The sequence below is a fragment of the Faecalibacterium sp. BCRC 81149 genome, assembly GCF_022750605.1.
GTDB classification, from domain to species: Bacteria; Bacillota; Clostridia; order Oscillospirales; family Ruminococcaceae; genus Faecalibacterium; species Faecalibacterium duncaniae.
In genome coordinates this window covers 273130-298058 of sequence record NZ_QXJA01000002.1, presented here as the reverse complement: position 1 = coordinate 298058, position 24929 = coordinate 273130, and the positions used below count along the sequence as shown (strand labels likewise).

Annotated in this window: 22 protein-coding genes; 4 read left to right on the top strand and 18 right to left on the bottom strand. The window is 61.7% G+C overall.

Annotated features, from left to right (window positions below; all coding sequences use genetic code 11):
• Positions 1–37: 37 nt before the first annotated feature.
• Positions 38–721 (bottom strand): metallophosphoesterase, encoded by a 684-nt coding sequence (locus D3F01_RS04280; RefSeq protein WP_097773554.1) that lies wholly within the window; start codon positions 719–721, stop codon positions 38–40.
• Positions 722–881: 160 nt separating this feature from the next.
• On the opposite strand from D3F01_RS04280, the gene D3F01_RS04275 reads away from it, so the two are divergent.
• Positions 882–2222: a D-alanyl-D-alanine carboxypeptidase gene (locus tag D3F01_RS04275; protein ID WP_242886083.1), complete on the top strand. Its 1341-nt coding sequence runs from the start codon at positions 882–884 to the stop codon at positions 2220–2222.
• A gap of 51 nt (positions 2223–2273) precedes the next feature.
• Here D3F01_RS04275 and D3F01_RS04270 read toward each other — a convergent pair whose 3' ends face one another.
• From D3F01_RS04270 to D3F01_RS04245, 6 genes are all read right to left on the bottom strand, one after another.
• Entirely contained in the window at positions 2274–2966 is a 693-nt protein-coding gene (locus D3F01_RS04270; RefSeq protein ID WP_242886081.1) for a peptidoglycan-binding domain-containing protein, read from the bottom strand.
• 3 nt (positions 2967–2969) lie between these two features.
• Positions 2970–5570 (bottom strand): peptidoglycan-binding protein, encoded by a 2601-nt coding sequence (locus D3F01_RS04265; RefSeq protein ID WP_242886079.1) that lies wholly within the window; start codon positions 5568–5570, stop codon positions 2970–2972.
• A gap of 72 nt (positions 5571–5642) precedes the next feature.
• Positions 5643–5837 (bottom strand): DUF3873 family protein, encoded by a 195-nt coding sequence (locus tag D3F01_RS04260; RefSeq protein WP_005931230.1) that lies wholly within the window; start codon positions 5835–5837, stop codon positions 5643–5645.
• Positions 5838–6035: 198 nt separating this feature from the next.
• On the bottom strand, positions 6036–6977 hold the full coding sequence (locus tag D3F01_RS04255) for an AEC family transporter (RefSeq protein WP_156075957.1): 942 nt from the start codon (positions 6975–6977) through the stop codon (positions 6036–6038).
• Positions 6978–7065: 88 nt separating this feature from the next.
• Positions 7066–8430 carry a HAMP domain-containing sensor histidine kinase gene (locus D3F01_RS04250; protein ID WP_242886077.1) on the bottom strand — a complete coding sequence of 455 codons (1365 nt, stop codon included), beginning with the start codon at positions 8428–8430 and terminating at the stop codon, positions 7066–7068.
• Positions 8427–9146, bottom strand: a complete 720-nt coding sequence (locus tag D3F01_RS04245) for a response regulator transcription factor (protein ID WP_242886075.1) — start codon at positions 9144–9146, stop codon at positions 8427–8429. Before D3F01_RS04245 ends, D3F01_RS04250 begins: the two co-directional genes overlap by 4 nt.
• A gap of 165 nt (positions 9147–9311) precedes the next feature.
• Here D3F01_RS04245 and D3F01_RS04240 point away from each other — a divergent pair, with 165 nt between their 5' ends.
• The 3 genes from D3F01_RS04240 to D3F01_RS04230 are packed head-to-tail and all read left to right on the top strand — an operon-like array spanning position 9312 to position 11728.
• On the top strand, positions 9312–10238 hold the full coding sequence (locus D3F01_RS04240) for an ABC transporter ATP-binding protein (RefSeq protein WP_242886073.1): 927 nt from the start codon (positions 9312–9314) through the stop codon (positions 10236–10238).
• Position 10239: 1 nt separating this feature from the next.
• Positions 10240–10989 (top strand): ABC transporter permease, encoded by a 750-nt coding sequence (locus D3F01_RS04235; RefSeq protein WP_242886064.1) that lies wholly within the window; start codon positions 10240–10242, stop codon positions 10987–10989.
• Positions 10990–10993: 4 nt separating this feature from the next.
• Complete coding sequence (locus D3F01_RS04230; protein WP_242886061.1) at positions 10994–11728, top strand: ABC transporter permease; 735 nt, start codon at positions 10994–10996, stop codon at positions 11726–11728.
• A 41-nt stretch (positions 11729–11769) separates the two neighbouring features.
• Here the strand turns inward: D3F01_RS04230 and D3F01_RS04225 are convergent, their stop codons facing one another.
• From D3F01_RS04225 to D3F01_RS04175, 11 genes are all read right to left on the bottom strand, one after another.
• A complete protein-coding gene (locus D3F01_RS04225) occupies positions 11770–13035 on the bottom strand; it encodes a cell envelope biogenesis protein TolA (RefSeq protein ID WP_242886059.1) in 1266 nt (421 codons plus the stop codon).
• Positions 13032–13235: a hypothetical protein gene (locus D3F01_RS04220; protein ID WP_117535735.1), complete on the bottom strand. Its 204-nt coding sequence runs from the start codon at positions 13233–13235 to the stop codon at positions 13032–13034. The genes D3F01_RS04225 and D3F01_RS04220 overlap by 4 nt, the downstream gene beginning before the upstream one ends.
• Positions 13236–13238: 3 nt before the next feature.
• Positions 13239–15110 carry a hypothetical protein gene (locus tag D3F01_RS04215; protein WP_242886051.1) on the bottom strand — a complete coding sequence of 624 codons (1872 nt, stop codon included), beginning with the start codon at positions 15108–15110 and terminating at the stop codon, positions 13239–13241.
• Between the two features lie 15 nt (positions 15111–15125).
• Positions 15126–15509, bottom strand: coding sequence for a hypothetical protein (locus tag D3F01_RS04210; RefSeq protein WP_242886050.1), 384 nt, complete (start codon positions 15507–15509; stop codon positions 15126–15128).
• 4 nt (positions 15510–15513) lie between these two features.
• A complete protein-coding gene (locus tag D3F01_RS04205; protein WP_005931267.1) occupies positions 15514–15726 on the bottom strand; it encodes a hypothetical protein in 213 nt (70 codons plus the stop codon).
• 134 nt (positions 15727–15860) lie between these two features.
• The gene (locus D3F01_RS04200; RefSeq protein WP_242886049.1) at positions 15861–16859 is read right to left on the bottom strand and encodes a N4-gp56 family major capsid protein; all 999 of its coding nucleotides are present in this window, start codon (positions 16857–16859) and stop codon (positions 15861–15863) included.
• A 98-nt stretch (positions 16860–16957) separates the two neighbouring features.
• Positions 16958–17911, bottom strand: a complete 954-nt coding sequence (locus D3F01_RS04195) for a ribosomal-processing cysteine protease Prp (RefSeq protein WP_242886047.1) — start codon at positions 17909–17911, stop codon at positions 16958–16960.
• A 17-nt stretch (positions 17912–17928) separates the two neighbouring features.
• Positions 17929–19662, bottom strand: coding sequence for a hypothetical protein (locus tag D3F01_RS04190; RefSeq protein WP_242886045.1), 1734 nt, complete (start codon positions 19660–19662; stop codon positions 17929–17931).
• Positions 19663–19937: 275 nt separating this feature from the next.
• Complete coding sequence (locus D3F01_RS04185) at positions 19938–21371, bottom strand: phage terminase large subunit (protein WP_156058448.1); 1434 nt, start codon at positions 21369–21371, stop codon at positions 19938–19940.
• Positions 21368–21652, bottom strand: coding sequence for a chemotaxis protein (locus tag D3F01_RS04180; RefSeq protein WP_186850847.1), 285 nt, complete (start codon positions 21650–21652; stop codon positions 21368–21370). Before D3F01_RS04180 ends, D3F01_RS04185 begins: the two co-directional genes overlap by 4 nt.
• A gap of 313 nt (positions 21653–21965) precedes the next feature.
• Positions 21966–24719, bottom strand: a complete 2754-nt coding sequence (locus tag D3F01_RS04175; RefSeq protein WP_242886043.1) for an insulinase family protein — start codon at positions 24717–24719, stop codon at positions 21966–21968.
• Positions 24720–24929 lie beyond the last annotated feature (210 nt).

Genomic DNA, 24929 nt, shown 5'->3' with positions numbered 1-24929 from the left:
ACACCACCGGCCTGAAAGTCGTGGGCACCTTTTCTTTTTACCGCTTCGCGTGGCGCTCGCCCATGGGGATGACATCACAAAAGACGCACCGGCTCTTGGTGGAAAGGGCCACATCCTTGTGGTAGCAGCCAAAGAACCACTTTTCGTAGGTCAGCTTCAGCAGGACCTTATCAAGAAACAGGTGCAGGCGGTTGGATTCGCCCACCGCGAGGGAAGTAAAATCAAGGAATCTGCTTGGGGCATCGTGGGTCAGCACATAATCTACCTGCCAGCCGTTTGCTTCGAGATTGGTCTCACAGGCGGCGTATTCCTCATCGCTGGGCATCTCCTGCGGCCACCAGTTGTATCCGGCCTCCCGCTCTTCCTTGTCGGGACTCTCAGTGCCGCCGAAGCAGAGGTATTTCTTTCCCTCCAGCTCCAGCACGCTGCCACGGCAGACATGGTACACATTGCCGCCCAAAGCCTGGACCCTGCCGCCAAACCGCTCCTCGACGGGGTACTGGCCCAGCAGGTCGTAATTCTCGTGGGCACCATCAAGGAAAAGCAGGGTATAGGGGCGCTTGCGCAGCCAGTCGAGCTTTTTCTGTTCCTCCTTGCTGCCATCCCACACAAAGCCGAAATCGCCCAGCACCACCACAATGTCCCGTTTGCCCAGCCAGCGGAGCCTGCCGTGCTTGAAGCGGTCAAGCTCGCCGTGGGTGTCGCCTGTCAGATATACCATAGTCCCCTCCTGCCGCTTTGTGAAACCGTGGCAAAACCCTTGTCTCTGCGCGGCAAACCTGTTATTATTAAAGGAGCGAATCTTTGTTCGCCATTCTTTGTCATTTCCGGGCGCAGCGCCCGTATTTTATATATTATCGCTTTTTGAAGGAATTGTCCACATGAAACGTATTTTTGCACTGCTTTTATCCCTTGCCGTCCTGTTCAGCTGCCTTGCCGTGACGGCCGGAGCCATGTTTGACCCCAGCACGGTCTACGATGTCAAGGCCCAGAGCGCCTATATCGTGAACACCGACACCAACATCATCGTCTACGAAAAAGACAGCGAGAAGCAGGTGTCTGCCGGGGGCCTGACGAAATATATGACCATTGCGCTGGTGCTGACCAACTATGCCGACCAGCTGGACAACACGTTCACGATGCCCTTTGCCATCTCGGACTATGTCCACAACACCGACAACGCCGACATGCGCTCGGGCGAGACCTTTACCTACCGGGAAGCCCTTTACGCCATGGTGACGCGCAACGCCAATGAGGCCGCCATGGGTCTGGCCTACGAGCTCTCGGGCGGCGATCTGGCGGGCTGGGTGAGCCAGATGAACGCCCTTTCCCAGCGCATCGGCACCACCAACAGCACCTGGACAGATGCCTGCGGACTGGACAGCGGCAACACCACCACCGCCGTGGACATGTACCTGATCCTGCGCTACCTGATGAGTTTTGATGCCTTCAAGGAGATCTCCGCCGCCCCCACCTTCACGATGCCGGCCAAGGAAAAGCACGCCAAGAGCTTTGTGCTGCTGAGCCAGAACGTGGCCCTGAACAAGACCAGCGGCGGCAGGTTCTACCGCAGCGCCATGCAGGGCGGCATGTGCGACGTGATGGCCTACAAGAACGACAGCGGCGATCAGAGCTATGTCTCGTGGGCCAACAAGGACGGGGCCACCTACATCTTCTGCATCATGCAAAGCCCCGACACCTGCGATGATTACGGCTATTCCAACCGCCGCCCTGCTCTGTACGAGACCACCAAGCTCATCGACTGGGTGTTCGAGAGCTTTTCCATCCAGGCCGCGCTGGACACCGACCAGGCGCTGGCGGAGATCCCGGTCAAATACTCCTCTGATACCGACACCCTGCAGCTCTACCCCGCCGACAGCATGATGACCCTGCTGCCCTCCACGGGGGATGGCTCGGTGACGCAGAAATATTTCCACCTGCCCGATTACGCCACGGCCCCCATCCAGCAGGGCGACGTGGTGGGCACTGTGGAGCTCAAGCTGGCAGGCGAGACCATCGGCGTGGTGAACCTCATTGCCGGGCAGGATGTCCACCAGAACCCATTGCTTTTCACGGTCTCCAAGGTGCAGGCCTTCTTCCACAGCCTGTATCTCAAGGTGGTCATCGTCCTCTCCCTGCTCACTCTGGCGGTCTACGGCCTGTGGGTGTTCATCAACCTGTGGAACGGGCGCAGACCGAACCGAAAGATCCATAGAAGATAACAAGAAACAACCCTCTCCGTCATTGCTTCACAATGACGGAGAGGGTTGTTTTTAGTCGATCGTCGTTTTTGTTCTGCCGATGCCGAGCACTGCTGTCGTGATCTTTTTCCAGCTGTTGCAGCCGCACACGCCGTCCACCGTCAGGCTGGTGCGGCGCTGGTAGCCCCTCAGGGCTTCCTCGGTGCGGGTGCCGAACAGGCCGTCGATGCGGCTGCCGGTCTGGTACCCCAGTGTGGAAAGCGCGTCCTGCAGGATCATCACATAGCAGCCCCGGCTCCCACGCCGCAGGGTGGGGTAGCCCGCTGTGGTGCCGCCGCAGGCCGGGGTACCGTAGCGGCGGTCAAAGTGCACCCAGGTGGGGGTCTGGCTCAGGGGCTCCACATAACCCCAGGCTCCGGTAGACCGGGCGGCCTTATAGATGGCCGTGCGCCGGCTCTGGGTCAGGCTCTGGCCCACATCAAAGGCCACGCCGGCGTAATGCTGGCTGCGGGTGCCGTGGCCGCCTTCCCAGATGCGCCGGAAGGCATACCCCACCGGGATACCCTTGCCGTACTTGCGGCGGGTCAGGTTCCAGGCCTCCATGGCGGCGATAGTCGTCCAGAGCACCGGGCTCCCCGATTTGCCCCGGAACTCCCGCAGTGTCAGGGTGCGCTCGGTGCTGTAAGGCATCGGGTCGTTTTCGTTCAGGCTGTTGTAGGTGTACACCTTGTTCTCATAGGCATCGTAGATCAGCAGCCGTGCCATCCGTCATCCCTCCTCGCATTCGCAGCTCTGGGCACGGAGCGCAGCCCAGGTCTCCTCGTTCACCGTGCCCGTCACCAGCAGGTCCGCCCGCTCCTGTGCTGCCCGGACCCCTTCTGTTTCCTTCGGGCCGAAGCGGAAGTTCTCGGTCACATAGTCCTCGCCGCAGATCCGCATATAGCGTCCATTGAGCCACTGTTCGATCTGCCCCACATCCGGGCCAACGCTCCCCTCTTTCATGGCGCGGCCCGGGTAAACATCGGCCTGCCCTGCATCCCGGTCAGGGTTGGGGGAAACGGCGGCCAGCTGCAGGCTCAGGGCCTCCACCGCCGTCCAGGTCTCCGCATCCGCGACCCCGGTCTCGGGCAGATCCAGCAGGGCCTGCGCACTGCGGGTAGAGGCCGCCGTCTCGTCGGTATACTGGTCAGACAGGGGCGGGCTTTCCACGCTGTCGAAATAGTAGGCAATGCGCTGCAAAAGGAGGTTGTAGTAGAGCACCGCGTCCCCCGAGGCCCCCACTGTCAGCGTTGTGCCCGGGTAGGGCAGGCGCTTCAGCGTAACCACCGGGCCGGACACCCGCAGGATGCTGGCTTTGCCGTAGAGAGAATTCCAGGTCGTGCGCCCTACTACACCGTCCACCGTCAGCTTCGCAAAGCGCTGGTAGGCCCGCACGGAATTCTCGGTCGCCGCACCGAAGCTGCCGTCGATGGAAACAGCGGGGATGCTGCTCTCGTAAGCGCTCATCAGGTAGAGGTAGAACTGCAGCTCCCGCACTGCCGTTCCGGTGCTGCCCCGGCGCAGAATGCCCGGATACTCGCCGGGGCGCAGGCTGGCTGTGAGCAGCCGGTTGGCGATATCGTTGTAGACCTCATACAGCTTGTTCCAGGTCGTGCGGCCCACCACGCCGTCACTGGTCAGGCCGAAGTAGCTCTGAAATCTCCGCACTGCCGCCGCCGTGCCTGCGCCGAATTTCCCATCTACGGCCAGGGTGTTCAGGCTGGGATACACCGTACGGGCGATCTTGAGCCAGAACTGCACCAGCCGGACGTTCTGTCCGCTGCTGCCCTGCCGCAGGGCTGTACCCGGGTAAGCGTTGGGCCTGCCATTGTCGGACTGGATGCTGCGGAACTGATCGTAGAGTTCTGTCCAGGTGGCGCGGCCCACCAGACCGTCCACAGACAGGCCGTATCTTCGCTGGAAGGCCCGGACAGCACTGGCGGTGCCGCTGCCATACACGCCATCCACTGTCACGGAGGGGATGCTGCTCTCGTACTGGGCCAGAGTGTTCAGCCAGAACTGCAGCTGCTCCACAGCGCTGCCGGAAGAGCCGACGCGCAGGACAGTGCCGCCCCAGGTGCCGTCCGAGAGGGTGCCGGCGGCCGTTTCTCCCTCGCTGGTCAGCTCTGCAAGGTCTTTCACCGAAACATAGATATAGCTGATCTTATACCAGGTCTGCCGCCCCACCACGCCGTCAGCGGTCAGATTGAACTGCTTCTGGAATCTCTTCACGGTCTCGGTCATCCTGCTGCCAAAGACTCCGTCCACGGTCAGCAGGCCGAGGAAGGGGTAATCCTTGGTGATGCGGTTCAGCTGCCGCTGCAGGGTGAACACCGCCGTGCCCCGGTCTCCCTGCCGGAGGGGAGACCCCGGATAGCTTCTGGGGATGGACTGGATGTTGCTGGTGCGGACGATCTCGATATCGCTGCCGTAGTAATATCTGAGGATGCTCAGGGCATTGCGGCCCTGATTTGCCAGCGTGACCGTGCCCCACTGCTTGAGCCCCGGGCAGGTAACGGACTTTCCGTCACAGTATTCGGAGTAGTAGGGATTCACGGTGCCGGTCTTGCGGATGTAGGTGTTGAAGATATCATCCGTCAGCTTTACCATCACATCGAACACAGTGCGGCCATGGACGTAATACTGATCGTAGCTGGTGGAATTGGTGATATTGAAGGTGTAGCCCTTACTGGGATACCACTCGGTGTAAATACGGTTGAGCGCCAGCGAGATCTGGCAGTGGATGTTCGCTTTCAACGCTTCAATGGGCCAAGTGGGGTAGACCTCGCTGGAAGCCACATTGGCGATATAATCCCGGAAGGACACCGTCACGTTCCGGGCCGAGGCGGCGGGCCTGCCCAGATGGACCGTGATATTTTTTGGCACGATGACCCGGTCCAGCACCCGGCCGCCGGTGCAGTGCTCGGTGGGGGCCGGGCCGCTGCCGCCGTTCCCCGCAAACAAAGCGTGGGTGGGGATGATCACGGGCGGGTTGGCAATGTCTTTTCCCTCCTCGGTGTCCGGGATCATTTCAGGCCGGGCCAGCGTGACCTGCCCGGCAAAGATCTGGATGCCCTGGATGCGGACGGTGCGGTAGCCCGGCTTTCTGGCCGTCAGGCTGCACACGGCATAGGGCAGGGTCGTGGTGTTGTTCTCGTCCAGCGAGAGGGCGCAGGCCGGGGCACAGATGGCCACATCCTCGGCATTGCCCTCGGCATCGGTGATGCGGTGAGCCGTGAAGCCGCTGCCGGTGATCACAACAGTCACTCCCTCCACCGGAGCCGACTGCCGGGGCCGATAGGTCTGGATACGCAGGATGCCATTCATCATATAAAAAAACTCCTTTGCCGATAAGCTGATTCTCTTACAGCTTATTCCGCAAAGGAGCAGAGGGTGCATTTTTCAGTTGATGTAGCAGCGGTCCTGACCCACCAGCCAGTCCTCGCACAGGCGCTCGGCTTCTTCCACGCTGCGGCTCACACAGCGGAACAGCGCCCCGTTCAGCGAACAATAGGAGTAGCGGACTTTGGGCACACCGTTCGCATCCTTAAACTGTTCACAGCGTTCCTGCCCGGGCATCAGATAAAATGGTTCCATTTTCCACGCGCTCTCCTTGTTTTTGTCATGTTATGGCATTCTGCGGCACCGCCGCGCAACACCTTGCCTATTGTATCACCATCCGGCGGCAAAGGCTATTCGCCGATTGGACAAAAAGAACCGTGATTCTTCGGCCATGATTGCCATTGACAAGGTGTTTTTCACATTCCGCTGCGGGCGCAGCGGTCGGCCCCACCCTTACACGACCATGCACCACAGCGGTGTGGTGATGAGGGAGAGCACCGTGGAGACCGCAACGCACTTGCTGGCAAAGGCGGAATCCCCGCCGTACTTTTCCGCCAGAACGGCGGTCACACCGCCCATGGGCATGGCGGCCAATACCACGGAAACACCGGTCACAAGGCTCTCCGCGCCGCAGAGCCTGCAGCCCAGCAGCACCGCCGCCGGGATGAGCCCCAGCCGGATGAGGCAGTAGAGGAAGCAGTCCTTATCCCAGAGTTTGCCCATCCGGCTGCTGCCGATGATGGCACCGATCAGGATCATGGAAACACCCATGTTGCAATTGCTCAGGCTCTTGACGGTGCGGCCCAAAAAGCCGGGCAGCGGCAGCTGAGAGGCCATCAGCACCATGCCCACCACGACCGCCAGGATGCAGGGGTGGGTGAATGTTTTCCGCAGCACAGCCCTGCGGTCTGCCCGCATCTCCTCTTTGGAAGCGGGCTTTTCGTCCTGCAGAAAGTAGCTCACGCCCACCGACCACATTGCCACACGCTGGGGGATGAGGTAGATGGAACTGAGCAATAGGCCGCTGCTGCCCCAGATGCCGTCCACCAGTGCGCTGCCCAGAAACGCACCGTTGGAGCAGACCGTGCCATACTGGTAGACGCTCCGCCTTGCAAAGGGCAGCCAGTTGTAGCCCAGGGCACACAGCACCACACAGCCGATCTGCAGCGCCAGCGAGATCACAAGGATCGATGCACTGCTCTTCAGCACATCCCAGCTGAACTCCACCAGAAACGACTGGATGATGTTCGCGGGCAGGATGACATTGATGAGCAGGTCGGTCAGGCACTTGCGTCCCTGCGCGTTGATGATGCCCTTGCGGGCCAGAAAAAAGCCAATGAGGGTCAGCAGCGCAAGCTGGCCCTGCAATGTCAGCAGACTTGAGATTTCAGCCATGATTCCTCCTGTGTTTTGCACCAAAAAAGATTTCTTTGTTCAAAGTATAAGAAATCCGGCCGGGAAAAGCAAGGATTCCGATCAATTTTCAGCCCAGCGGCAGGTACACCACCACTTTGGCACCGTGGGGGGTGTTCTGCCCGAACACTGCCGTGCCGCCATGGGCGGCGGCGATCTGCTGCACTACATATAAGCCAAGGATATGGGGCGCATTCTCGGCAGGCTCCACAGCGTTCAGCGCCGCCAGAACGGCAGCCGGATAGCCGATGCCGTCATCTGCCACGGTCAGGCAGAAGCGCTCCCCTGCCCGCCGGGTGTACACGGTAATGTTCACCGGTTTTGAGTTATGCCGGACACTGTTGTTCAGCAGATTTTCCAGCAGCCGTGCCAGCAGCGCCTCATCCACCGAAAGCACTGTCTGCTCTGCCGGGTCTTCCTGTTCCAGCGTGATTTCGCAGTGCTCTGCCAGCGGGCTTTCGCAGAACTGCGCCACCAACTGCCGGAACAGCGGCCCTGCCCGGAGGTCTTTCCGGCGCAGGGGTTGGGCACCGTATTCCAGCTTACTGGTCAGGTTCAGGTCATCAATGAGGGTGCGCAGCTTTTCGCACTGGGTGCGGATGCCGGCCGCTTTCTGCCGGGAACTGTCCGGCAAAAGTGCATCCTGTTCCAACTGCTCCGCCCAGCCTAAGATCAGCGCCAGCGGGGTGCGCACGTCATGGCTGACCCCTGCGATCCACTGGGTGCGGGCGTTGTCCCGCCGGGAAAGCATCTCGTTTTTGGCTTGCAGCTGCGCCCCGGTCTGGTTCAGCTTTTCTGCCAGTTCCCCGGCAAAACCGTCGGTAGGCAGCCGGACGGTCTGCCCCTGCGCCAGAGCATCCAGACCGTTTGCCACGGTCTCCAGCCGCTTTGCCCCCCGCCAGCTCAGCCAGAAGCAGAGCGCCAGACCCAGCAGCAGCATTCCCAGTGCTGCCGCCGGGAGCACCCGCACCATGCTCAGAGCAAAGTCCGGTGAGCTGTAAATGCTGTACTTCCACAGGCTCCCCTTTGGCAGCCCGATGACGAACAGCCCGTAGGGTTCTGTCCAGCAGAACACCGGGTAATCCGCCAGATACCAGCGGGCAAATTTGGCGATATCGCCGGGAGTGTAGGCATGGTTCAGTTCCTGCGGCAGGCCGTAGCTCCAACGGATGTTTCCCACATCGTCCAGCACCATCGCCCACTCGTAGCCGTTCATCCACTCCTGCGGGGTACGTTCTGCCCCAAAGGCAAGTCCTTCGGCGGTCTCCACCATGGAATCCGCTATCTCGCTGGAGGAATACTCCCGCTGCGGCAGGCGGCAGCTCTCCTGCCAGCCCAGCCAGCCCAGCACCGCAACACCGGAAAACAACAGCAGCAGAACAATGCCCACCGCCGCCAGCACATACCGCCGGATCAGGCGCACAAAGGTTTTCATACTTCTTCCCCCTTTGTCAGCTTATAGCCAATGCCCCGCACCGTCCGCAGAAACTGCGGCACACCGGGTTCGGCTTCCAGCTTCTCCCGCAGATGCCGGATATGTACCCCCAGACTGTTCTCGTAGCCATAATAATCTGCGCCCCAGACCGCCGCACAAAGGGCATCGTAGGTAACGATGTGTCCCCGGTTCTCTGCCAATTTCCGCAGCAGCGCCAGCTCGGTAGCAGTCAGCGCCAGTGTTTTGCCCTCTGGCAGGGTAACAATGACATCGTTCAGGTCTACGCACCGCTCCCCCAGCTGCAAAGGTGCCGGTTTTGTACGGGACAGCTCTGCCCGGTACGCCCGCTGCAAAATATGCTGCACCCGCAGCAGCAGTTCCTGCATCAGAAAGGGCTTGGTCAGGTAGTCGTCTGCGCCAAGACCCAGCCCAAACAGACGGTCGGCATCCGCATCCCGTGCAGAGAGAAACAGCGCCGGAACGTCCGCTTTTGCCCGCAACGCCCGGAACAGCGAAAATCCATCCCCATCCGGCAGGTTGATATCCAGGATCATCAGCTCCGGCTGTTCTGCCGCAAAGCAGATGCGGGCAGCGGCGCAGCTTTGGGCGGTTCTGATATGGCCATATCCTGCGCCCCGCAGCTGCTCACACAGCAGTGCCAGCAGTTCGGCGTTGTCGTCCACAAGCAGGAGCTTTGCATCATAAATGGTATCCATAAGGGCAGTTCTCCTTTCCCGCCTTTACTATACCACACTTTTTGCGCCGCAGCGGAAAACGCCTGCAAATTTAAGGGGAATTTAAGCTGCGCTTCCGGTCAGTTTAAGGCAGCGGGTGTATTCTGGCATCGTTCCGAAATCCATGAATGCGAAAGGAGACCTTTTATGAAACCTGTGATCGAGACCCATGCTCTTTGCAAAAGCTACCATGGCCGTCCGGTGGTGGATCATTTGAACCTGGCTGTCCCGGAGGGCTGTGTTTACGGCTTTTTAGGCCCCAACGGTGCGGGCAAATCCACCACCATGAAGATGCTGCTGGGGCTTGTACACCCCACCGGCGGCAGTGTGGAACTGCTGGGACGCACCCTGAACGAAGCAAACCGCATTGCCCTGCTGCGGCAGACCGGCAGTCTGATCGAATCCCCCTCCGGTTACCTGCACCTGACCGCCCGGGAAAATCTTTCCATCGTGGCTGACTTGAAAGACGTAGACCGGAAGGACATCAGCCGGGTGCTGGAGATCGTGCACCTGACCAAAGACGCTGACCGGAAGGTGGGGCAGTATTCCCTTGGCATGAAGCAGCGGCTGGGCATTGCCATGGCGCTGCTGGGCAGCCCCAAACTGCTGATCTTGGACGAACCTACGAATGGTCTGGACCCGGCAGGCATTCAGGAGATGCGCAGTCTGATCGCTTCCATGCCCCAGACCACCGGAGCCACCGTGCTGATCTCCAGCCACCTGCTGGGCGAGATTGAGCAGATGGTGGATCAGGTGGGCATCCTGAACCACGGCAGGCTGCTGTTCGAGGGTTCTTTGCAGCAACTGCAAAAGCACAGCCGGGGCGGCATTCTGCTGCGGGTGCTGGATGCACCCAAAGCCGCAGCCGTCCTGCAGCGGCAAGGGGTAAAGGATGCTGCACCGGCAGACCAGCCGGACACCCTGCAGCTGCCCCCGCTGCCGGACGAAGCGCTGGCGGCGCTGGTCTGTACCCTTGCCGAAAGCGGCGTGGGCGTGGTTGGACTGACTGCACAGACAAAGAGCCTTGAGGACATCTTCCTCAGCCTGACCCAGACCAGCGGGGAGGTGGCGTAAGATGGCAGCTTTCCGTGCAGAACTGCAAAAAGCCCACCGTAGGCATGACCTTGCCCTCTGCCTGCTCCTCCCCGGCATTGTCGTGCTGTGGGTGGGCGGCCTTGCCCCGGCAGACCCGGAGGAACTTGCCAACGGTTACAGCGCCCTGCTTTACAGCCTGCCCGTCATTGAAGCCATTCTGATGCCGGTGATGATGGCAGTGCTGGCCTCCCGGCTGTGGGATATGGAGATCAAAGGCAACACCGCCAAGCTGCTTTACACCCTGCAGAGCCGCCGCAGCCTGTTTGCAGGCAAGGCTGTCTTTGGGGTGCTGGAAGTGCTGTTGGTCACGGTGCTGGAGCTGGCCTGCGTTCCGGTGCTGGGGCGTGTCCATGGTTATACCGAAGCCTTTCCCACTGGGCAGCTATGCTATCTGTTCGTCTGCACGCTGGCAGTGGACGCAATGCTCTTCTTTGGCGAATTTCTGCTGATGCTGTGGGTAGGCAATCCTCTGCCGGCGCTCTGCGTGGGCATTGTCGGGGCGCTGGTGGGTCTGTTCTCTGCTTTTATGCCGCCGCTTGCCAGTTATTTTGTACCCTTTGGGTACTACATCCCTCTGAGCGCCTACGAAGTGGCGAACTGGGACAAGGCTACCCACACCGTCACCTACGGCACCCGCCCCTTCAACTGGGGGCTGCTGGCCTTCACCCTTGCGCTGGGCGCTGTGCTGTTTGCCCTTGCGTGGCGCAAGGTACAGGACGAGGAGGTATAAAACCATGCTGAAACGCTGTATTCTTGCGGAGAACCGCAAACTCCACGCATCCCCCATCTGGGCAATGTTCTTTGTGCTGCCCATTCTTTCCGCCACCTACGGCACTTTCAATTATTTACAAAATCTTGAGATCCTCACCGACGGCTGGTATAGCCTGTGGACCCAGCACACCCTGTTTTATTCCATGCTCTTCTTCCCTGCCATGGTAGCCACCTATGCTGCTTACTTGTGGCGGCTGGAACATCTGGGGCACAACTGGAACCTCATCATGGCAAGCCCTGTGCCGCCGCTGGGCCTGTTTGCCGCAAAGTTTGCGGTGGTGACAAAGCTGGCGCTTCTGACCCACGGTTTTGTGTTTGCGCTGTTCGTGTTCTGCGGCAAGGTATTTGCCCATCTGCCCGGGCTGCCGCCGGTCACCTTACCTCTGTTTTTACTGCGGGGACTGCTGGGTGCGTTGGCTGTCATTGCCGCACAGCTGGTGCTGGCCATGGTCATCCGCAGCTTTGCCGTGCCCATTTTTCTGGGGCTGCTGGGCGGCATTACCGGCATCTTTATCAGCTCCAAAGGCTTTGGAATCCTGTGGCCCTATTCCCTGATGCAGCTGGGTATGAACTCCAACAAAAGCGCGGATGCTCTGGCGGGCAGCTACGGGCTGTTTGCCTTCAGCTGCATCTTCTGGCTGGGGACAATGTTCCTTCTGGCATGGCTCCTGCTGAAAAAACGGGATGTCCGGGCATAGCACAAAGGGGAGAGCGCCTTCACGGTTGCCCTCCCCTTTTTTCAGCTGTTCAGCTGCCGCATGATTTCCCTGACCTCGCTGCTGGAGTATCCCTCCTTGAGCAGCTGGGTGCGGATGGCCGTATCACTGCGACCCTGACTGCGCATCCTCGCCGCGCTGTACGGCACGGTGCCGCCGCTGGAAACGCCGCTTCTGCCCACCTTCAGGCCGGTGTCACCCGTCAGGCTGCCGCGCTTTGCCGCTGCATCGGCGCTGGCTTTTTCGGCAGTCCGGCTGGCCTTTTCCTGCTTGGCTGCCCACTGGCTCTTGCTCAGGTCCAGCCGCTCTGCCGCAAGGGCATTGCTGACCTGCTGCTGGCGGAGTTTGTCCTGATATTCCTGCTGCGCCTGCTCGTTTTTGTACTGCTGCTGTGCCAGCTCATCCTGCCGCAGCTGCTCCTGCATTTTCTGCTTCCACGCCGTGTCGGCCCGTTCGGCTTCATAGGCACGGTTGCCTGCATAGATGTTGTACCCGGTGTTCAGCAGGCTGCCTGCCATACTGCCCAGACCCGTGGTGCCGGTGATGGCCAGCTGGGCCGCATCGCCCAGAAGGCCCAGCACGGTCATCACATTGTTGAATCCCTGCTGGCGGCGGGCCGCCTCCTGCTGTTCCTGTGCCGCGTAGTAACCGTACAGGCTGTCCAGCTGGCCCAGATAATCCTGATAGCGCCCGTAATCCTGGGTATAAGCCGTGTTGTAGGCATTGCCCTTTTGTTCCAGCTGGGTGTAGTAATCCGCCAGCTCCCGCTCATACTTCTGCTGGGCATTCTGCTCCTGCCCGTTCAGCTGGTCGATCTGCTCCACCAAGGCATCGCCGCCGCTCTGGTAGGTATCCAGCGCCAGCCGGTACAGCGTGGGGATGGCCTCGCTCAGTGCACCGATCTGCTGCTGGTATGCCTGCCGGGCCGCACTGGCCGCGTAGCTGGAACCATAGCCGCCGGTCAGGGCAGCGGCCTGCGCCGCCGCGTCGGCACTGGCGTTCTGGGCATTCTGGGTGTACAGCTGGGCGTACTGGCGGTACAGTGGGTCGGCACCATAGCTGTAACTGAATTCCTTCCGGTCCAGCAGATCCTCCATCAGGCCGTCAATGCGGCCCTGATAGGCGCTCTCGTAATCGCCGGGGCGGTTGGCCTGCCACTGCTTCAGGTCGCTGGCCGCGTCCGTCACCTCCTGCGAGGGCCGGTACTCTGCCGAAGCCAGCGCGTGTTCCACATCCTGCCGGTTTTTCAGCCCGCCTGTGGTGTACTCCTGCTTCTTTTTCTCGCTCATGTCTCCTCCTTTCCCAAACTGCCGGAAAGCCTGCTCCGCAGCTCCTCCGAGAAATTCTCCGTGTCCAGATTGCAGAGCACATACTGCAATTGCTCCTGCATCTGGTACAGATAATTCCGCAGGGCCCGGGCATCCTCCGGGTCCATATTCTCACTCAGCCTGGGCAGGCCGATCTTGCCCAGGCCCGCAATGCTTGCCATGGTTCATCCCTCCAGTTCCATCCAGTTTCCCTTTGCCCCGCTGAAGGTCTTGGCCAGGCTCCGCAGGGTGATCTGCCCATAGCCCCACAGCCGCAGCCGGAGCGAGGCGCACCGCCGGGGCACAAGGTGCAGATCACAATTGCGGCGCGGACCCTCCACTGTCAGGGCGGCGGCGGTCTCCCAGGGGTCGCCGTCATAGCTCACTTCCACAGTCACCCGGCTCCTGCAGGCGGCATCCAGCCGCAGCGTCAGCCGGGAGAGGTACCGCTCCTCGGGGCTGTCCAACCCCAGATCTCCGGTGGTCAGGGCAAACTCCACGCCCTGTTCCGTTTCCTCGCTTCTCTGCCCTGCCGCTTCCCGGCTGGGATCAGCGGCCCAGAGCGCCCGGCCATCCCAGAGATAGAGCTGCCCGCCGGTGCTGGCCATCTCAAAGGAGCAGACATCCTCCTCGTGCCAGAGGCCCCGCTCGGTATCATAGACCAGCAGACGCACCTCGTTTTCCCGGCTGACATACAGATAATACCGGCCATCCAGCGCGCCGCCCACGGCCTGCTTCACATTGGCAAGCCGCCCGGCATCCAGCGCCGCCGACACCTTGGCCGGGATGCTGCCGTCCCACGCCATCACGCCGTCGGGCGAGAGATAGTACAGCGTCTCGTTCAGCACGCAGAGACTGCGGGCCGCGTTTCTGGCCACGCCCCGGCATCGCAGGGAGCTGAGCTGGAAATCCGAGGGCTTGGAGCCGTAGAGCTTGTGCAGGGTGTTTTCCTTGAAGAACAGCGCATAGCCCATGCAGGTGGCTGCGCCGGTAAAGGGACCGTCGCTGCCCACGGTCACGGCATAGCTGTCTGCCGCAATGCCCCGGTAGGAGAACCAGTTGGTGGGGTCGCCCAGCTTGCAGGCATAGATGACATTCTCGCTGCTGGAACAGCCCCACACCCGGTTGTCGCACTCGGTCAGGTACTCAAGGTCGGGCACCCGGCGCTCCACCTTCACACCCTCCGCCGGGAAATACTCTTCCCGCTGTGTGCCGTCCATGCTCACCCAGACAGCACTGCTGCCATTGTGGACAAGCCTGCCGTAAAAGTGTTCGCCGCCCGGGTCAGCCCGCAGGCGCAGGGTGGTCTCGGTCACACCGTACACGATGCGGTCGCCGTCCAGCCCGGCCCACTGGCCTGCCTGTTCAGCCCCCGTACCGGTCAGGGTCACAGTATCCCACACCCGGAACTCCGCCCCGATGCCCTCAGCGGTCACAAGGCAGTAGTCCAGCGGGATCACCGTCCAGTTGCCCGAAGCCTCGCTGTACACCTCCAGCGTGTTCTCTGCGGAATAGGGCTTGTCCGGCTCGTTCAGCTTCAGAAACAGCTGGCCGTCCTGCGGGTGTTCCGGCTCCTTCGTGCCCTTGTCCTTCACCTCGTAGGTATTCCCCGAAGCATCACAGGGTGCAAAGCTCACGCTCAGGCTTCCCGCTTCCCAGGCAGCACCCAGCGGGGCCACGCTGCCGTCGGCCGTATCGAACGCCACCTTGTCCGGGAAGATCAGGATCTTTGTTCCGATGCCCACCATCGTCTTGCGGCTGTCTGCCACGGAATTTTTCACGGTGACGGGCTGGGCCGGGGCCTCGTCCGGGGTATAAACCAGGTCCTGCCCGCAGACGGTCAGCAGACCGTTCAGGTGATACATCCCGTTCAGCCCGGCCAGCTCCTGCAGCCTGCGGCGGGGCAGCCGGGTGCTCAGGGCCGGGAAATCCCGGGCCGAAAAATTCATTCCCCCGCTGTACTCAGCCTCGGTGCAGCCGTAGGTCTCGTTCAGGCCGCCAAAGGCCCGCAGCAGATCCCGGGTATTCTTCACACCGGTCCGATTTGTCAGAAGCATCCACTTTCCTCCCTTTCACCACCGCCACTGTGCACCGCGCTTCGGCTTTGCCCGCCGCCGCAGCCAGGCGCTCAGCTCAGCCAGAATGCTGTTATACCGGGCCTGCTCCCCGGCGTAACGTTCCGTCTCGCCCAGGGCAGCATCCAGCTTCGCGCAGAGGTAATGCGGGTAGAGCGCATCAAAAGGCACGGGTACCAGCAGCTCCACGGCATCGTCCAGACCGCCCTCCGCAGGCCAGGCAAGGTCTGCCCCCACTCCGGCCCGCAGCCCGCAGCCGGAGAACAGCAGGGCCCGCAGCATCCCGTCCTCCTCACAGAGCCAGCGCTGCCGGGTGCAGCTGTCCACCTTGCAGCCCGGCCTTAGTTCCTCGGCCCGTTCCAGAGCCTCTCCCACTGTCATGCGCTCACCCCTCGATCCTCTCGGCGGCGGCAATGCGGGCGGCGGTGCGCTCATCCTGCACCTGGCTGTGTTCCAGCACCTCTGCCACCTCGGGCGGCACTTCCACCTCCACGCCCCGGCGGATCTTATAGCTCACGCCGTTCACACTCACAAACAGGTCGCCTTTGTACCGGCTGTTGTCCTTGAACAGCCGGATTCTTACGTTTTTCTTGTCCATTTTTCATCCTTTCTGCCCTCTGTCGCAGGGGCACTGCCTTTTACGCCTCGCCTGGTTTCGTTCATCCAACAGGGCTTGCCCGGTTTGCCAAGGGCTCCCCTACTAGGGGAGCTGGCGCGAAGCGCCTGCGAGGTTTAGTTGGCACTCGCATTCTCCGAATAACTGGATACGCTCTCAATGCGCACCATATACTGCTCCACCAGACGCTCGGCGGCGCGCATCCCCTTCCAGCCCACGGAAGCGCGCTGGTTCAGCGGGTCGTCGCCATAGCCCAGCTGCTTGACGATGTGTTCCAGGCCGCCGCCCTCCAGCTCGGTCACACCGTAGGCATGAGCACCCAGCACCAGCGTGCCGAACACGGCCAGATCACTGGGGCAGGTGGTGTCCTTCCAGATCTTGGCCTCGCTGGTCTCCACAAAGCGGATGTTGCCCAGCTTGCCGATCTCGCCGCGGTACATGGTCTCAGGGTCGGCATACTTGTGCGCCTCAACGAACTCCTTGCAGGTTTTCAGGTCATAGGCGGCATAGGGGTGGATGATGGCAATGTAGCTGTCGCCGATGGGGTCTGCATTCATGGCACCCAGCTGCGCCGCCGCCCGGAAGAACAGCTTCGGGGTCAGGGTGCAGGTCTTGTCCAGTTCCTTGCGGCTCTTCACCTCCGTTTCGGTGCCGTCTGCATTCTGCTTGGGGGCATACAGCACATTGGTGCCGCCCGCCAGCACATCACGGGTGATGCTGTCCATGGTGCGGCCCGCCTGGCTTGCCAGCACACGGGTGGCCTGCACCACGTTGTTGTCGATGGCGGTCATCTGCAGCACGTCAGTCAGCGGGGTCCAGCCGCCATACTGGTGCAGGTCGCTGGTGATGGTGGTCACGTTCAGGGCCTGACCGTCCGGGGTCACGCCCTCGGTCAGCGGAGTGGAAGCCTTGGGCAGGCTGTCGTACTTGCGGAACTCGATGGTCTTGCCGCCGTTCTGGGGCACAGGATAGTAATCCGCAAACTGGTCATGCACCAGCCGGGGCTCTGCCTGGTCGATGAGGCGCTTCTCGTAGAAGGTCTTCATCTCCGGGGTCATAGTGGTGGTGGAGTTCAGGGGAGTTTCGGCAAACAGCTGAATGTTGAAGTTGTTCATAGTCATTATCCTTTCTTTCATTGATTTCAAGCTCCCCCTTCGGGGGAGCTCCGCAAGGCGCTGGCAAAGCCAGACCGAAGCGGTGAGAGGGTTTTCCCTCAAAAACTGATCTTTGCGCCATGGAGCGCCTGACGCTCCAGCGCTTCCCGCTGGCTGCGGGTCATCCGGTTCACATCCGCACCGGTCACGGCGGCGCTGCCGGGGTGGGTGCCGTTTTCAGCCGGGCGCGCCCCGCGCTGGCGGATACGCTCCACCACGCCCTGCTCCACGGTGCGGGCAGTCTGGCGCATGGCATCCCCGTAGTGGGCCAGCCGGTAGGCATCCAGCATCCGCATCCCGGGAAGCTGCATCAGACGGCGCATCTCGGGGTCTGCCAGCTCCTTTTGCAGGGAAAACTCCGGCACTGCCCGGCGCATCATGGCCTCCTCGGCAGCCCAGCGCCGGTGCAGGGCATCCACAGCCCGGCTTCCCGGGAAACGTTTTGGCAGCGCAGGGCGGGGCGGTTCCTGTTCCTGCCCTTCTTCCGCCTTGACCGGTTCGGTCTCTTTCACCTCCTTCTCCCCCTCCGGGGCGGTCGTCTCCTGCTTTGCGTCCGCTTTCTCACCGGGCTTCAGGGTACCCGATGCAACGGCCTGCTGCTCCTGGGCCGCACTCAGGGCAGGGGCAGCCGCTTCGCCGCCGTCAGCAAACAGCTGCAGGTCCATCATCTCCTGCTTGCCCCGGGCACTCCGGTCAGCAAAGCGGACATTGTCCGGGTAGCGCTCGGCCAGCAGGGCAAAGCCCGCCTTGGCCAGCTCAAAGGCTCCCTCGACCCATGCGGTACAGGGCCGGGCAGCAGTCACCGTCAGGCGGGGGCCATCGGGCTCATCAAAGGCATCGCTGTGGGCGTTTTCCTCGCCCGCCAGCAGGCTGACCAGTGCCTGCATCAGGGTGCTGACACCGGCACACACGATATCCTGCCCTGCCGGGGCATAGCCTGCGTGGCCCGCCGCCTCCAGACGCATGGCCGGGCCGTAAGGGCCATCCAGTTCCGTATAATTCACTTTGATCATTGTTGTCGCTCCTTCCGTTATAGAACCGCTCCGGCACCTGAGAGGTTCTTTGCCCATGCTCTCGTGCTCAGATTTTCCTCCGCACCGCTCAATTTCTCGTTGAACCGCGCGATCTGCATCTGGGCCGCCGTCAGCTTCTGTGCCAGCGTGCCGTTCTGCCGCACCCTCTGGCGCACTTTTTCGATGCCCTCAAAGTCCATCATCTCCAGTGCCGCCAGGGCCGCGTCGGCATTCTGGGGTGCAAAGAAACCCAGCTGGTAGCACTCCTTCGCCGTCTCATTCTGGGAAAGGCGGCTGAAGGTAGATTTCTTCTCGGCGCTCACCACGATATCAAACACCGGTTCCCGGCTTCCCAGCTCCACGCCGCCCATCAGCCCCATGGGGCGGGCACGCAGCGCTGCCCCGGAAAAGGGCACGAACTCTCTGCCTCCGGCAGGCCCGATGACACGGAACACCCGTTCCTCATCGTAAAACTGCCGCATCAGGTCAATGATGAGGTAGCACTCCCTTGCAAAGGCCCGGTAGGCACTTTTGAGCATATCGCGGGAGAGCTTGCTGCCCGCCTCCTGCAGGGCCGCAATGGCACTTGCCGCCGTCACGCCGCCTGCGGTGCCGCCCTGGGTCATATCCCGGTTTCCGCTGATCTCCTTCAGCTCCTCAATGCGGCTGTTGCGGTAGCTCAGGCTGTTTCCCTGCAAACCGGCGGTCTGCAATGGGCGGAAACTCTCGTCTCCCAGCCGCCCGGCCACATGGACGATGTCCCGGCTGAGATCTGCCAGTTCCTCCTCGTTCACGCCCGCCGTGTCGCTGAGCACATACCGCTGCTTGGATGCCAGCAGGACATTTTCATCCATGGCATGGTTCATCCTGTCGATGGCGGTCTGGCATTCCTTCATCACATCGATATAGCCAAAGCCCGCCGGGCTGTCCTCTTCCATAAACAGCGGGTCGAACACGAAGGGATATTTCCCGTGGTCGTAAAAGCCCCGCCCGGCAAGGGCCGGGTCATTCTCGCTGGCATAGAGCACCACGCCGTTGCAGAACTTGCAGTAGTGGAGCCGGGTGTGTCCGGCCTTGTCCGGCTTTTTGTAGTACCAGTCCACCACCACGCTTTTTTCGGTGGTATCCAGCCCGCCGTCGTGGAGAAAACGGGGCACATCCAGCACACTGGCGCTGTGGCCCTTCAGCTGGGGCCAGCGGCTTTCCAGCTGTTTGGTGTTCTCCATGCTCAGAGAGAAAAAGTGGGGCGAGGCCTGGATATCCGCCACGCCCGGCTCCCAGTAGAGCATGAGCAGGTTCATGGGCCGGATGGCGATCTCTCCCACGCCGCCCCGGGCCTCCGGGTCCCAGAACACGCCCTTGACCCCGGTACCCTGCTTGAGCTTGCGCCACCAGGTGTCGCTGTACACCTGCTCATAGTCTGCCTGCTCCAGCACCACCGGCAGGATGCTGGAAAGCACCTGTGCGGTCTGCGCATCGTCTGCCGCCCGGGGCAAAACGTTGGGGGCCGGGTAATTGTCCATGGCATCGGCGTGCTTGTTGGCAATGCTGTTGAACAGCCACCCACTGGCAGGCTGGGGCTTGCCCTCCATCATGGGGTTCTGGTAGTTCTTCCAGTGTCCCATCCGGAACCACAGCTCGTTGTCCACAATGCGTTTGTCCAGCGCGGCCTTTCCGGCCTTGTATTTCTGTAAAATGGCAGTGGCTTCGGCCACTTCTTCTGCCCCGATGGGGGGCTTTTCATCGATCATTGCTTACTCCTTTCTTGTTAGCTTCCTCACCCTCTCAGTCTCGCTCCGCTCGCCCACAGCCGGGTTGCGGCTCCCAGCGTCTGCTTCACTCTGTTCGCATCCTTGCTGGCCGCTGCCCCAACAACTCCTCCCTCAATCCGCCGCTGGCGGCGGTCGTCGTCGTTGCTCCCAAAGTGGGAGCTTCTGACGAAACTGCAAACTTTACAATAACTGCCAAGGCCTCGCCCTTCGGGAGAGGTGGCAGCGCGCCAGCGCTGACGGAGAGGGTGAGCCGCCTATACCCTGTAAAATCTCGCCCTCCGGTGCAGCTCCAGCGGGTCGTCCCCCACCGGAGGCTGCACGGTCTGCCGGGGCGGAGAGATGGGATTTTCCATCAGCACATAGCGGCACTCGTCATAGATATGGTCCTCCTGCCGGGTGTCGATGTCCTCCACATTGCTCTCGTCATAGACCAGGTTCGGGAGGGTGCGGATAAAGTGCCTGCAGGTGCTGAACACCTGAAACATGGGCCGCCCCTCCCCATCGAACGCCAGCCGGTAGTGGAACTGCATCTTCCCCGCCAGGCGGGTGTGGTCACCGGGGACCCAGTGGAGAAAATGGGGGCCCCGCTCCATCATGGCGGCAATGCTCTCGCCCCGGCTCTCATCAAAGATAGCAGGGTCAGCCACCCCCAGAATGGTGCGGCCCTTGAGCATCGGGTCGTTCTGCTCTGCCTCCCGGATCCGCCTTGCCTGTTCCACCGGATCGATGCGCAGGCCCTCGTTGGGGCGGCCCGTACAGCCGTACAGCTCCTTGATGCGGTAAAGCCTGCCCTCCTCATCCGCCGCATACCACCCCACCGAGAACGGCTTCGAGAAACCGAAATCGTACCCCCGGTAGATCTTCCAGTGTCTGGGGATGGCAAAGGGCGCAATGACATGGGTCCAGCGCTGGTCCTGATAATGCCCCGGGTCGTTCCTCCACTCGGTGAACACCTGCCCCGAAAAGCTGTCCCAGCTGCCATAGAGCAGGGCCTGCTTTTCCGCTTCGGGCAGGCTTGCCAGACTGGCAAGGTAGTCCGGGTCATTTTCCAGCAGGGCGGGGTTGTCGAACACGCTGGACGGGATAAACACCCTTGCCCGCTCCAGCACCTTCTCGGTTCCGTCCGGCATCCGCACCGGGAACTGCTCCACGATGGGGGTGCCGGGCGGGGCAGGCGTGATGAACCGGGCTTTCACCCAGCCGTGCCCCACACCGCCGGGATTGGTGGTGGCCCGCAGGTAGACCCGGGTGCCCGGGCCAGTAGGGCGGTTGCGGCTCATCATATAGCTGTACTCTTCCCACTCGAAATGGGTCAGCTCATCGAACCCGATGAAGTCGAAGGCCTTGCCCTGATAATTTGTGCGGTCCTTGGTGTACTGCATGGAACCAAAGTAGATCTTTGCCCCGCTGGGGAACACCCACACATGACTGGTGGCGTTGTACTGCGCCGTGGGAAAAGCCCGCTTGTAGTAGGCCATGCTCTTGTCCACCAGATCACTGAGCTGGGGGTAGGTCTTGCGCAGGATGAGCCCCCGATAGTGGGGGATGTGCACCTGCCGCAGGGCCTCGATCACCAGCGCGTCACTCTTGCCGCCGCCTGCCGCGCCCCCGTACAGGGCTTCCGGTTCCGGGCGGCGCATGAACTCCGCCTGCCGGGGCTGGGGCCGCCATACGATCTCTGCATTCATACGTCCTCCACGGCTGGCAGAAGCACCACGCCGCACGCCCGGGCCTCGGCATCCGCACCCTGATCGTTCAGGGTCTTGGCCACCGCGGCCAGATCCTTCAGCACCGCCGTGGCCTCCTTGAGCCCTTTCATCAGGGCGGGGTCGGAGCCATCGGCATGCTGGGCCTTCTGCCTGGCGTTCAGCTCCTTGACCTCCTGCGCCAGCATGGTGCTCAGGGTGTCGGTGGCCTTGTGCAGGCTGGCAAGGCTCTTGTCCCTGCCCGGCTGTTTTGCTTGCGCCATCCTGTGTTCTCACATCCTTTCTGTTTGGCTTGGCACAAGGATACCAGCTTTTCGTCCCCCGCAACAGCGCGCACTTTCGCAGGGCCATTTTGTATTTTCAGCGTTTCAGAGTCCTATCTGTATAAAACAATCTTTCATTTTTCATCGCTGTATCGCACCGTGCAGAAATCTCCGTTTTTCTCCCGGATTTTCCATGCACAGGCACATCAGGTGCGTGAAGCGCCTTTTGCGCAAAAAAGCAGGCACTCCGCCCGCCCCGTCCGGGGCAAAGGCAGAGTGCCTGCTTTCGTTACAGATTCAGTTTCGGTTCTGCTTACAAGGTCTCGATGCGGTCAAACAGCTGCTTGCCTGCTTCCACAGCGTCCTTGCTGCCAAAGGCCACACGGGTAGCGTTTGCCATCCGGTCTGCAAGGTCTGCGGCCTGTGCCCGGATCGTTTCAGCTGTCACGCTGCACAGGGCCTTGCGGTCCGCGGCCAGCATGGCATCGGTGATGCCGCAGAAGTACCGGCGGTCCAGCTCCTTGGCCTCGGCATTGGGCTTTTTGGGCGAATCCATCTCGGACACCGCGCCCACGATGAACTCGGTCAGGTCTTTTTCGGTGTACTCCCGGCCTGCCAGCACCCCGGGGGCCTTGGCAAAGGTCTCGTAGCTCTCAGTCAGGTGGGGGTCACGGTAGGTGTACAGTCCCTCGGTCTGGGCACGGGTCAGCATTCCGGTGCCGTAAGCGCCGCCCACCTCACGGATGTTGTGCCACAGGTATTCGTAGCTCATAATGCGGGCCAGCACCCGGCGGTCGGCCTGCCGCTCCATGGGCCAGGTCAGGATATCATAGTTCACGCCGCCGTCAATGATAAAGGCCTCGTTCACGGGGGCAGTCAGCACCTCTGTGTAGGGCTTGGCCGCAGTGCGGCCCTGGGCAGCAAAAGCACTGCCGGGCAGCAGGGCACGCAGCTTTGCCAGCGCTTCCTCGCTGCCATGCAGGCTGACGGTCAGGGCTGCATGATTCAGCACCTTTTCCCGCACCGCCTCCAGCTTTTTGCCCATGGCAGCCCAGTCGGCCTGTTCCAGCAGGCCGCACAGGAAGTGGTACCCGGTCACGCCGCTGCACCGCTCACTCAGGGCATACTCCACTGAGTAGTGGGCGGCGGCACGCACGGCAGCGTACTGGTTGCCCTGCTGGATGAACTGCTGTTCCATGCTCAGCTTCTGCTGGCTCAGCACCCGGGCAAAGGCTTCCTCGGCCTTGGGGCCGGTCAGGCAGGTCTTGTAGAGGTACTCACTGCCCAGCGCAATGGCCTTGTCCAGATTCCGCTCCAGCAGGCTCATGTTCCAGGTGAGCTTTGCGTGGCAGGGGCTGCCCTCCTGCCGCCCGGTCCAGAAGCTGATGCAGGCCATGCTGTTGCCCAGCCAGGTGGCGCGCTGGGTCTGCAGCTCCCGGGCAGTGTGCTCGGGGGTATCCAGCTCGTCCAGAATATCGGTCAGCAGGTCAAGATACTGCACCTCTTCCGGGGTGCACTCGCCCAGGTCGTAGTAGAAATTCAGATACAGGCTGCCCTTGGAGGGGTGGTGCAGCAGCTCCGCACCGGCCAGCTGTTCCACCGTACCGGCAGCGCTCCTGTCACCATCGCCCAGGTCGGCCACGGTCAGCGGATGGTCCAGCACCAGCTTGCCGTCGTTGCGGGCAGGGGCAGCATCCTCTTCGTCTTTCCTGGGCAGGGCCGGGGTCTGGATCACCTGCACCGGCTCGGCCAGCAGCAGATCCTTCAGCAGGTCATTGAACCAGCCGGTGGAGAGCTTCTCCCGCAGGGAAGCAAACAGCTTGTCGGTGTGGAGCAGCAGAGCCGGGTCGCCGGTGTGGAGCCAGCCGGTGGCGGCATAGATGGCATCCAGCACACCGTCGGGCAGGCTGCCCGGGCGCTCCAGAGAGGCAAACTCCATGGCGTTCAGGCTGGCCAGCAGCAGCTCCTCGGGGATGCCCCCTGCCAGCAGGTCGGTCACAGCCTGTTTCACGCCAGCTGCAAATTTGGGGGCAGTCTCTGCGGTGGCCCCCCGCAGCACCAGCTCCAGCGTGGGCTGCAGGGTGCTGTCGTCAAAGCCAATGTCGATATCCGCGCCCAGCTTCTGCTCCAGCAGAGCTGCCTTCAGCGGGGACTGGTTTGTGCCCAGCAGGGCATCCAGCAGGATCTCCACGCCCAGCTGGCGTTCCCGGTCTGCAAACGCGCCGGTGTACCAGGCCAGCGCACACTGCACCTGATCCGGTTCGGGGTTTTCGGTGTAGTACGGGATGTGCACACGCACACCGTTCTGCTGGTCCTGCACCGTCAGCCGGGGGCGGCTGGTGCCCTTGGGCATCCTGCTCAGGTAGTGCTCATCCAGAAACGCCAGCTTCTCGGCCATATCCATCTTGCCGTACAGGGTGATGCAGCAGTTGTCGGCGCTGTAATGGCGGCGGTACACCCGCTGGTATTTTTCATAGGTCAGGGCCGGGATGGAGGCCGGGTCACCGCCGGACACAAAGCCGTAGGCCGTATCCGGGAACATGGCCCGCTCCAGCGCGTTCTGCAGCTGCGCATCCGGGGAAGCCAGCGCGCCCTGCATCTCATTGTAGACCACGCCGCTCACCGTGCCGTCTGCGTCCCGGTGCCAGCCCTCCTGCTCGAACACGGCCTTGTCCACCATGGCCAACGGGCAGAACACGGCGTTCAGGTACACGTCCATCAGGTTCCTGAAGTCGGTCTCGTTGGGGGTGGCAAAGGGATACACGGTCTTGTCCGGGAAGGTCATGGCGTTCAGGAAGGAGGCCATGCTGCTCTTGAGCAGCTGCAAAAAAGGCGAGGTCACAGGGTACTTCTCGCTGCCCGCCAGCACCGAGTGCTCCAGAATGTGGAACACACCGGTGTCGTCGGAGGGGAAGGTGCCGAAGCCGATGCCGAACGCCTTGTTGGTGTCCTCGTTCTCCACCAGCAGGACAGCGGCCCCGCTCACATCGTGGTTCAGAACCGTCAGCACACCGTGCTGCTCCGGGCAGTCCTCGCAGCGCACCAGCGTATAACCGGGATAGTTCATGTTGTTTCTCCTTTGGGTCATATTTTTTCAAAGTGTTTGGCCCTATTGTACCACGCCTTCCGGTAAGACGCAACGAACAAAAAAGCCCTCTCCGTCATTGCTGCGCAATGCCACCTCTCCCAAAGGGAGAGGCTATGCTGCCTTTATCCAAGGCCCACAATAGGCTTCCCCTTCGGGGAGCTGGCAAAGCCGAAGGCTTTGACTGAGAGG

Coding starts and splice junctions, on each gene's coding strand:
- D3F01_RS04260 (WP_005931230.1), bottom strand. CDS start 5,837: ATGGAACCATTTTATCTGATGCCCGGGCAGGAACGCTGTGAACAGTTT.
- D3F01_RS04230 (WP_242886061.1), top strand. CDS start 10,994: ATGCTGAAACGCTGTATTCTTGCGGAGAACCGCAAACTCCACGCATCC.
- D3F01_RS04175 (WP_242886043.1), bottom strand. CDS start 24,719: ATGAACTATCCCGGTTATACGCTGGTGCGCTGCGAGGACTGCCCGGAG.
- D3F01_RS04205 (WP_005931267.1), bottom strand. CDS start 15,726: ATGGACAAGAAAAACGTAAGAATCCGGCTGTTCAAGGACAACAGCCGG.
- D3F01_RS04255 (WP_156075957.1), bottom strand. CDS start 6,977: ATGGCTGAAATCTCAAGTCTGCTGACATTGCAGGGCCAGCTTGCGCTG.
- D3F01_RS04185 (WP_156058448.1), bottom strand. CDS start 21,371: ATGAATGCAGAGATCGTATGGCGGCCCCAGCCCCGGCAGGCGGAGTTC.
- D3F01_RS04245 (WP_242886075.1), bottom strand. CDS start 9,146: ATGGATACCATTTATGATGCAAAGCTCCTGCTTGTGGACGACAACGCC.
- D3F01_RS04270 (WP_242886081.1), bottom strand. CDS start 2,966: ATGGCACGGCTGCTGATCTACGATGCCTATGAGAACAAGGTGTACACC.
- D3F01_RS04235 (WP_242886064.1), top strand. CDS start 10,240: ATGGCAGCTTTCCGTGCAGAACTGCAAAAAGCCCACCGTAGGCATGAC.
- D3F01_RS04190 (WP_242886045.1), bottom strand. CDS start 19,662: ATGATCGATGAAAAGCCCCCCATCGGGGCAGAAGAAGTGGCCGAAGCC.
- D3F01_RS04180 (WP_186850847.1), bottom strand. CDS start 21,652: ATGGCGCAAGCAAAACAGCCGGGCAGGGACAAGAGCCTTGCCAGCCTG.
- D3F01_RS04200 (WP_242886049.1), bottom strand. CDS start 16,859: ATGAACAACTTCAACATTCAGCTGTTTGCCGAAACTCCCCTGAACTCC.
- D3F01_RS04250 (WP_242886077.1), bottom strand. CDS start 8,430: ATGAAAACCTTTGTGCGCCTGATCCGGCGGTATGTGCTGGCGGCGGTG.
- D3F01_RS04215 (WP_242886051.1), bottom strand. CDS start 15,110: ATGCTTCTGACAAATCGGACCGGTGTGAAGAATACCCGGGATCTGCTG.
- D3F01_RS04265 (WP_242886079.1), bottom strand. CDS start 5,570: ATGATGAATGGCATCCTGCGTATCCAGACCTATCGGCCCCGGCAGTCG.
- D3F01_RS04275 (WP_242886083.1), top strand. CDS start 882: ATGAAACGTATTTTTGCACTGCTTTTATCCCTTGCCGTCCTGTTCAGC.
- D3F01_RS04220 (WP_117535735.1), bottom strand. CDS start 13,235: ATGGCAAGCATTGCGGGCCTGGGCAAGATCGGCCTGCCCAGGCTGAGT.
- D3F01_RS04195 (WP_242886047.1), bottom strand. CDS start 17,911: ATGATCAAAGTGAATTATACGGAACTGGATGGCCCTTACGGCCCGGCC.
- D3F01_RS04240 (WP_242886073.1), top strand. CDS start 9,312: ATGAAACCTGTGATCGAGACCCATGCTCTTTGCAAAAGCTACCATGGC.
- D3F01_RS04225 (WP_242886059.1), bottom strand. CDS start 13,035: ATGAGCGAGAAAAAGAAGCAGGAGTACACCACAGGCGGGCTGAAAAAC.
- D3F01_RS04210 (WP_242886050.1), bottom strand. CDS start 15,509: ATGACAGTGGGAGAGGCTCTGGAACGGGCCGAGGAACTAAGGCCGGGC.
- D3F01_RS04280 (WP_097773554.1), bottom strand. CDS start 721: ATGGTATATCTGACAGGCGACACCCACGGCGAGCTTGACCGCTTCAAG.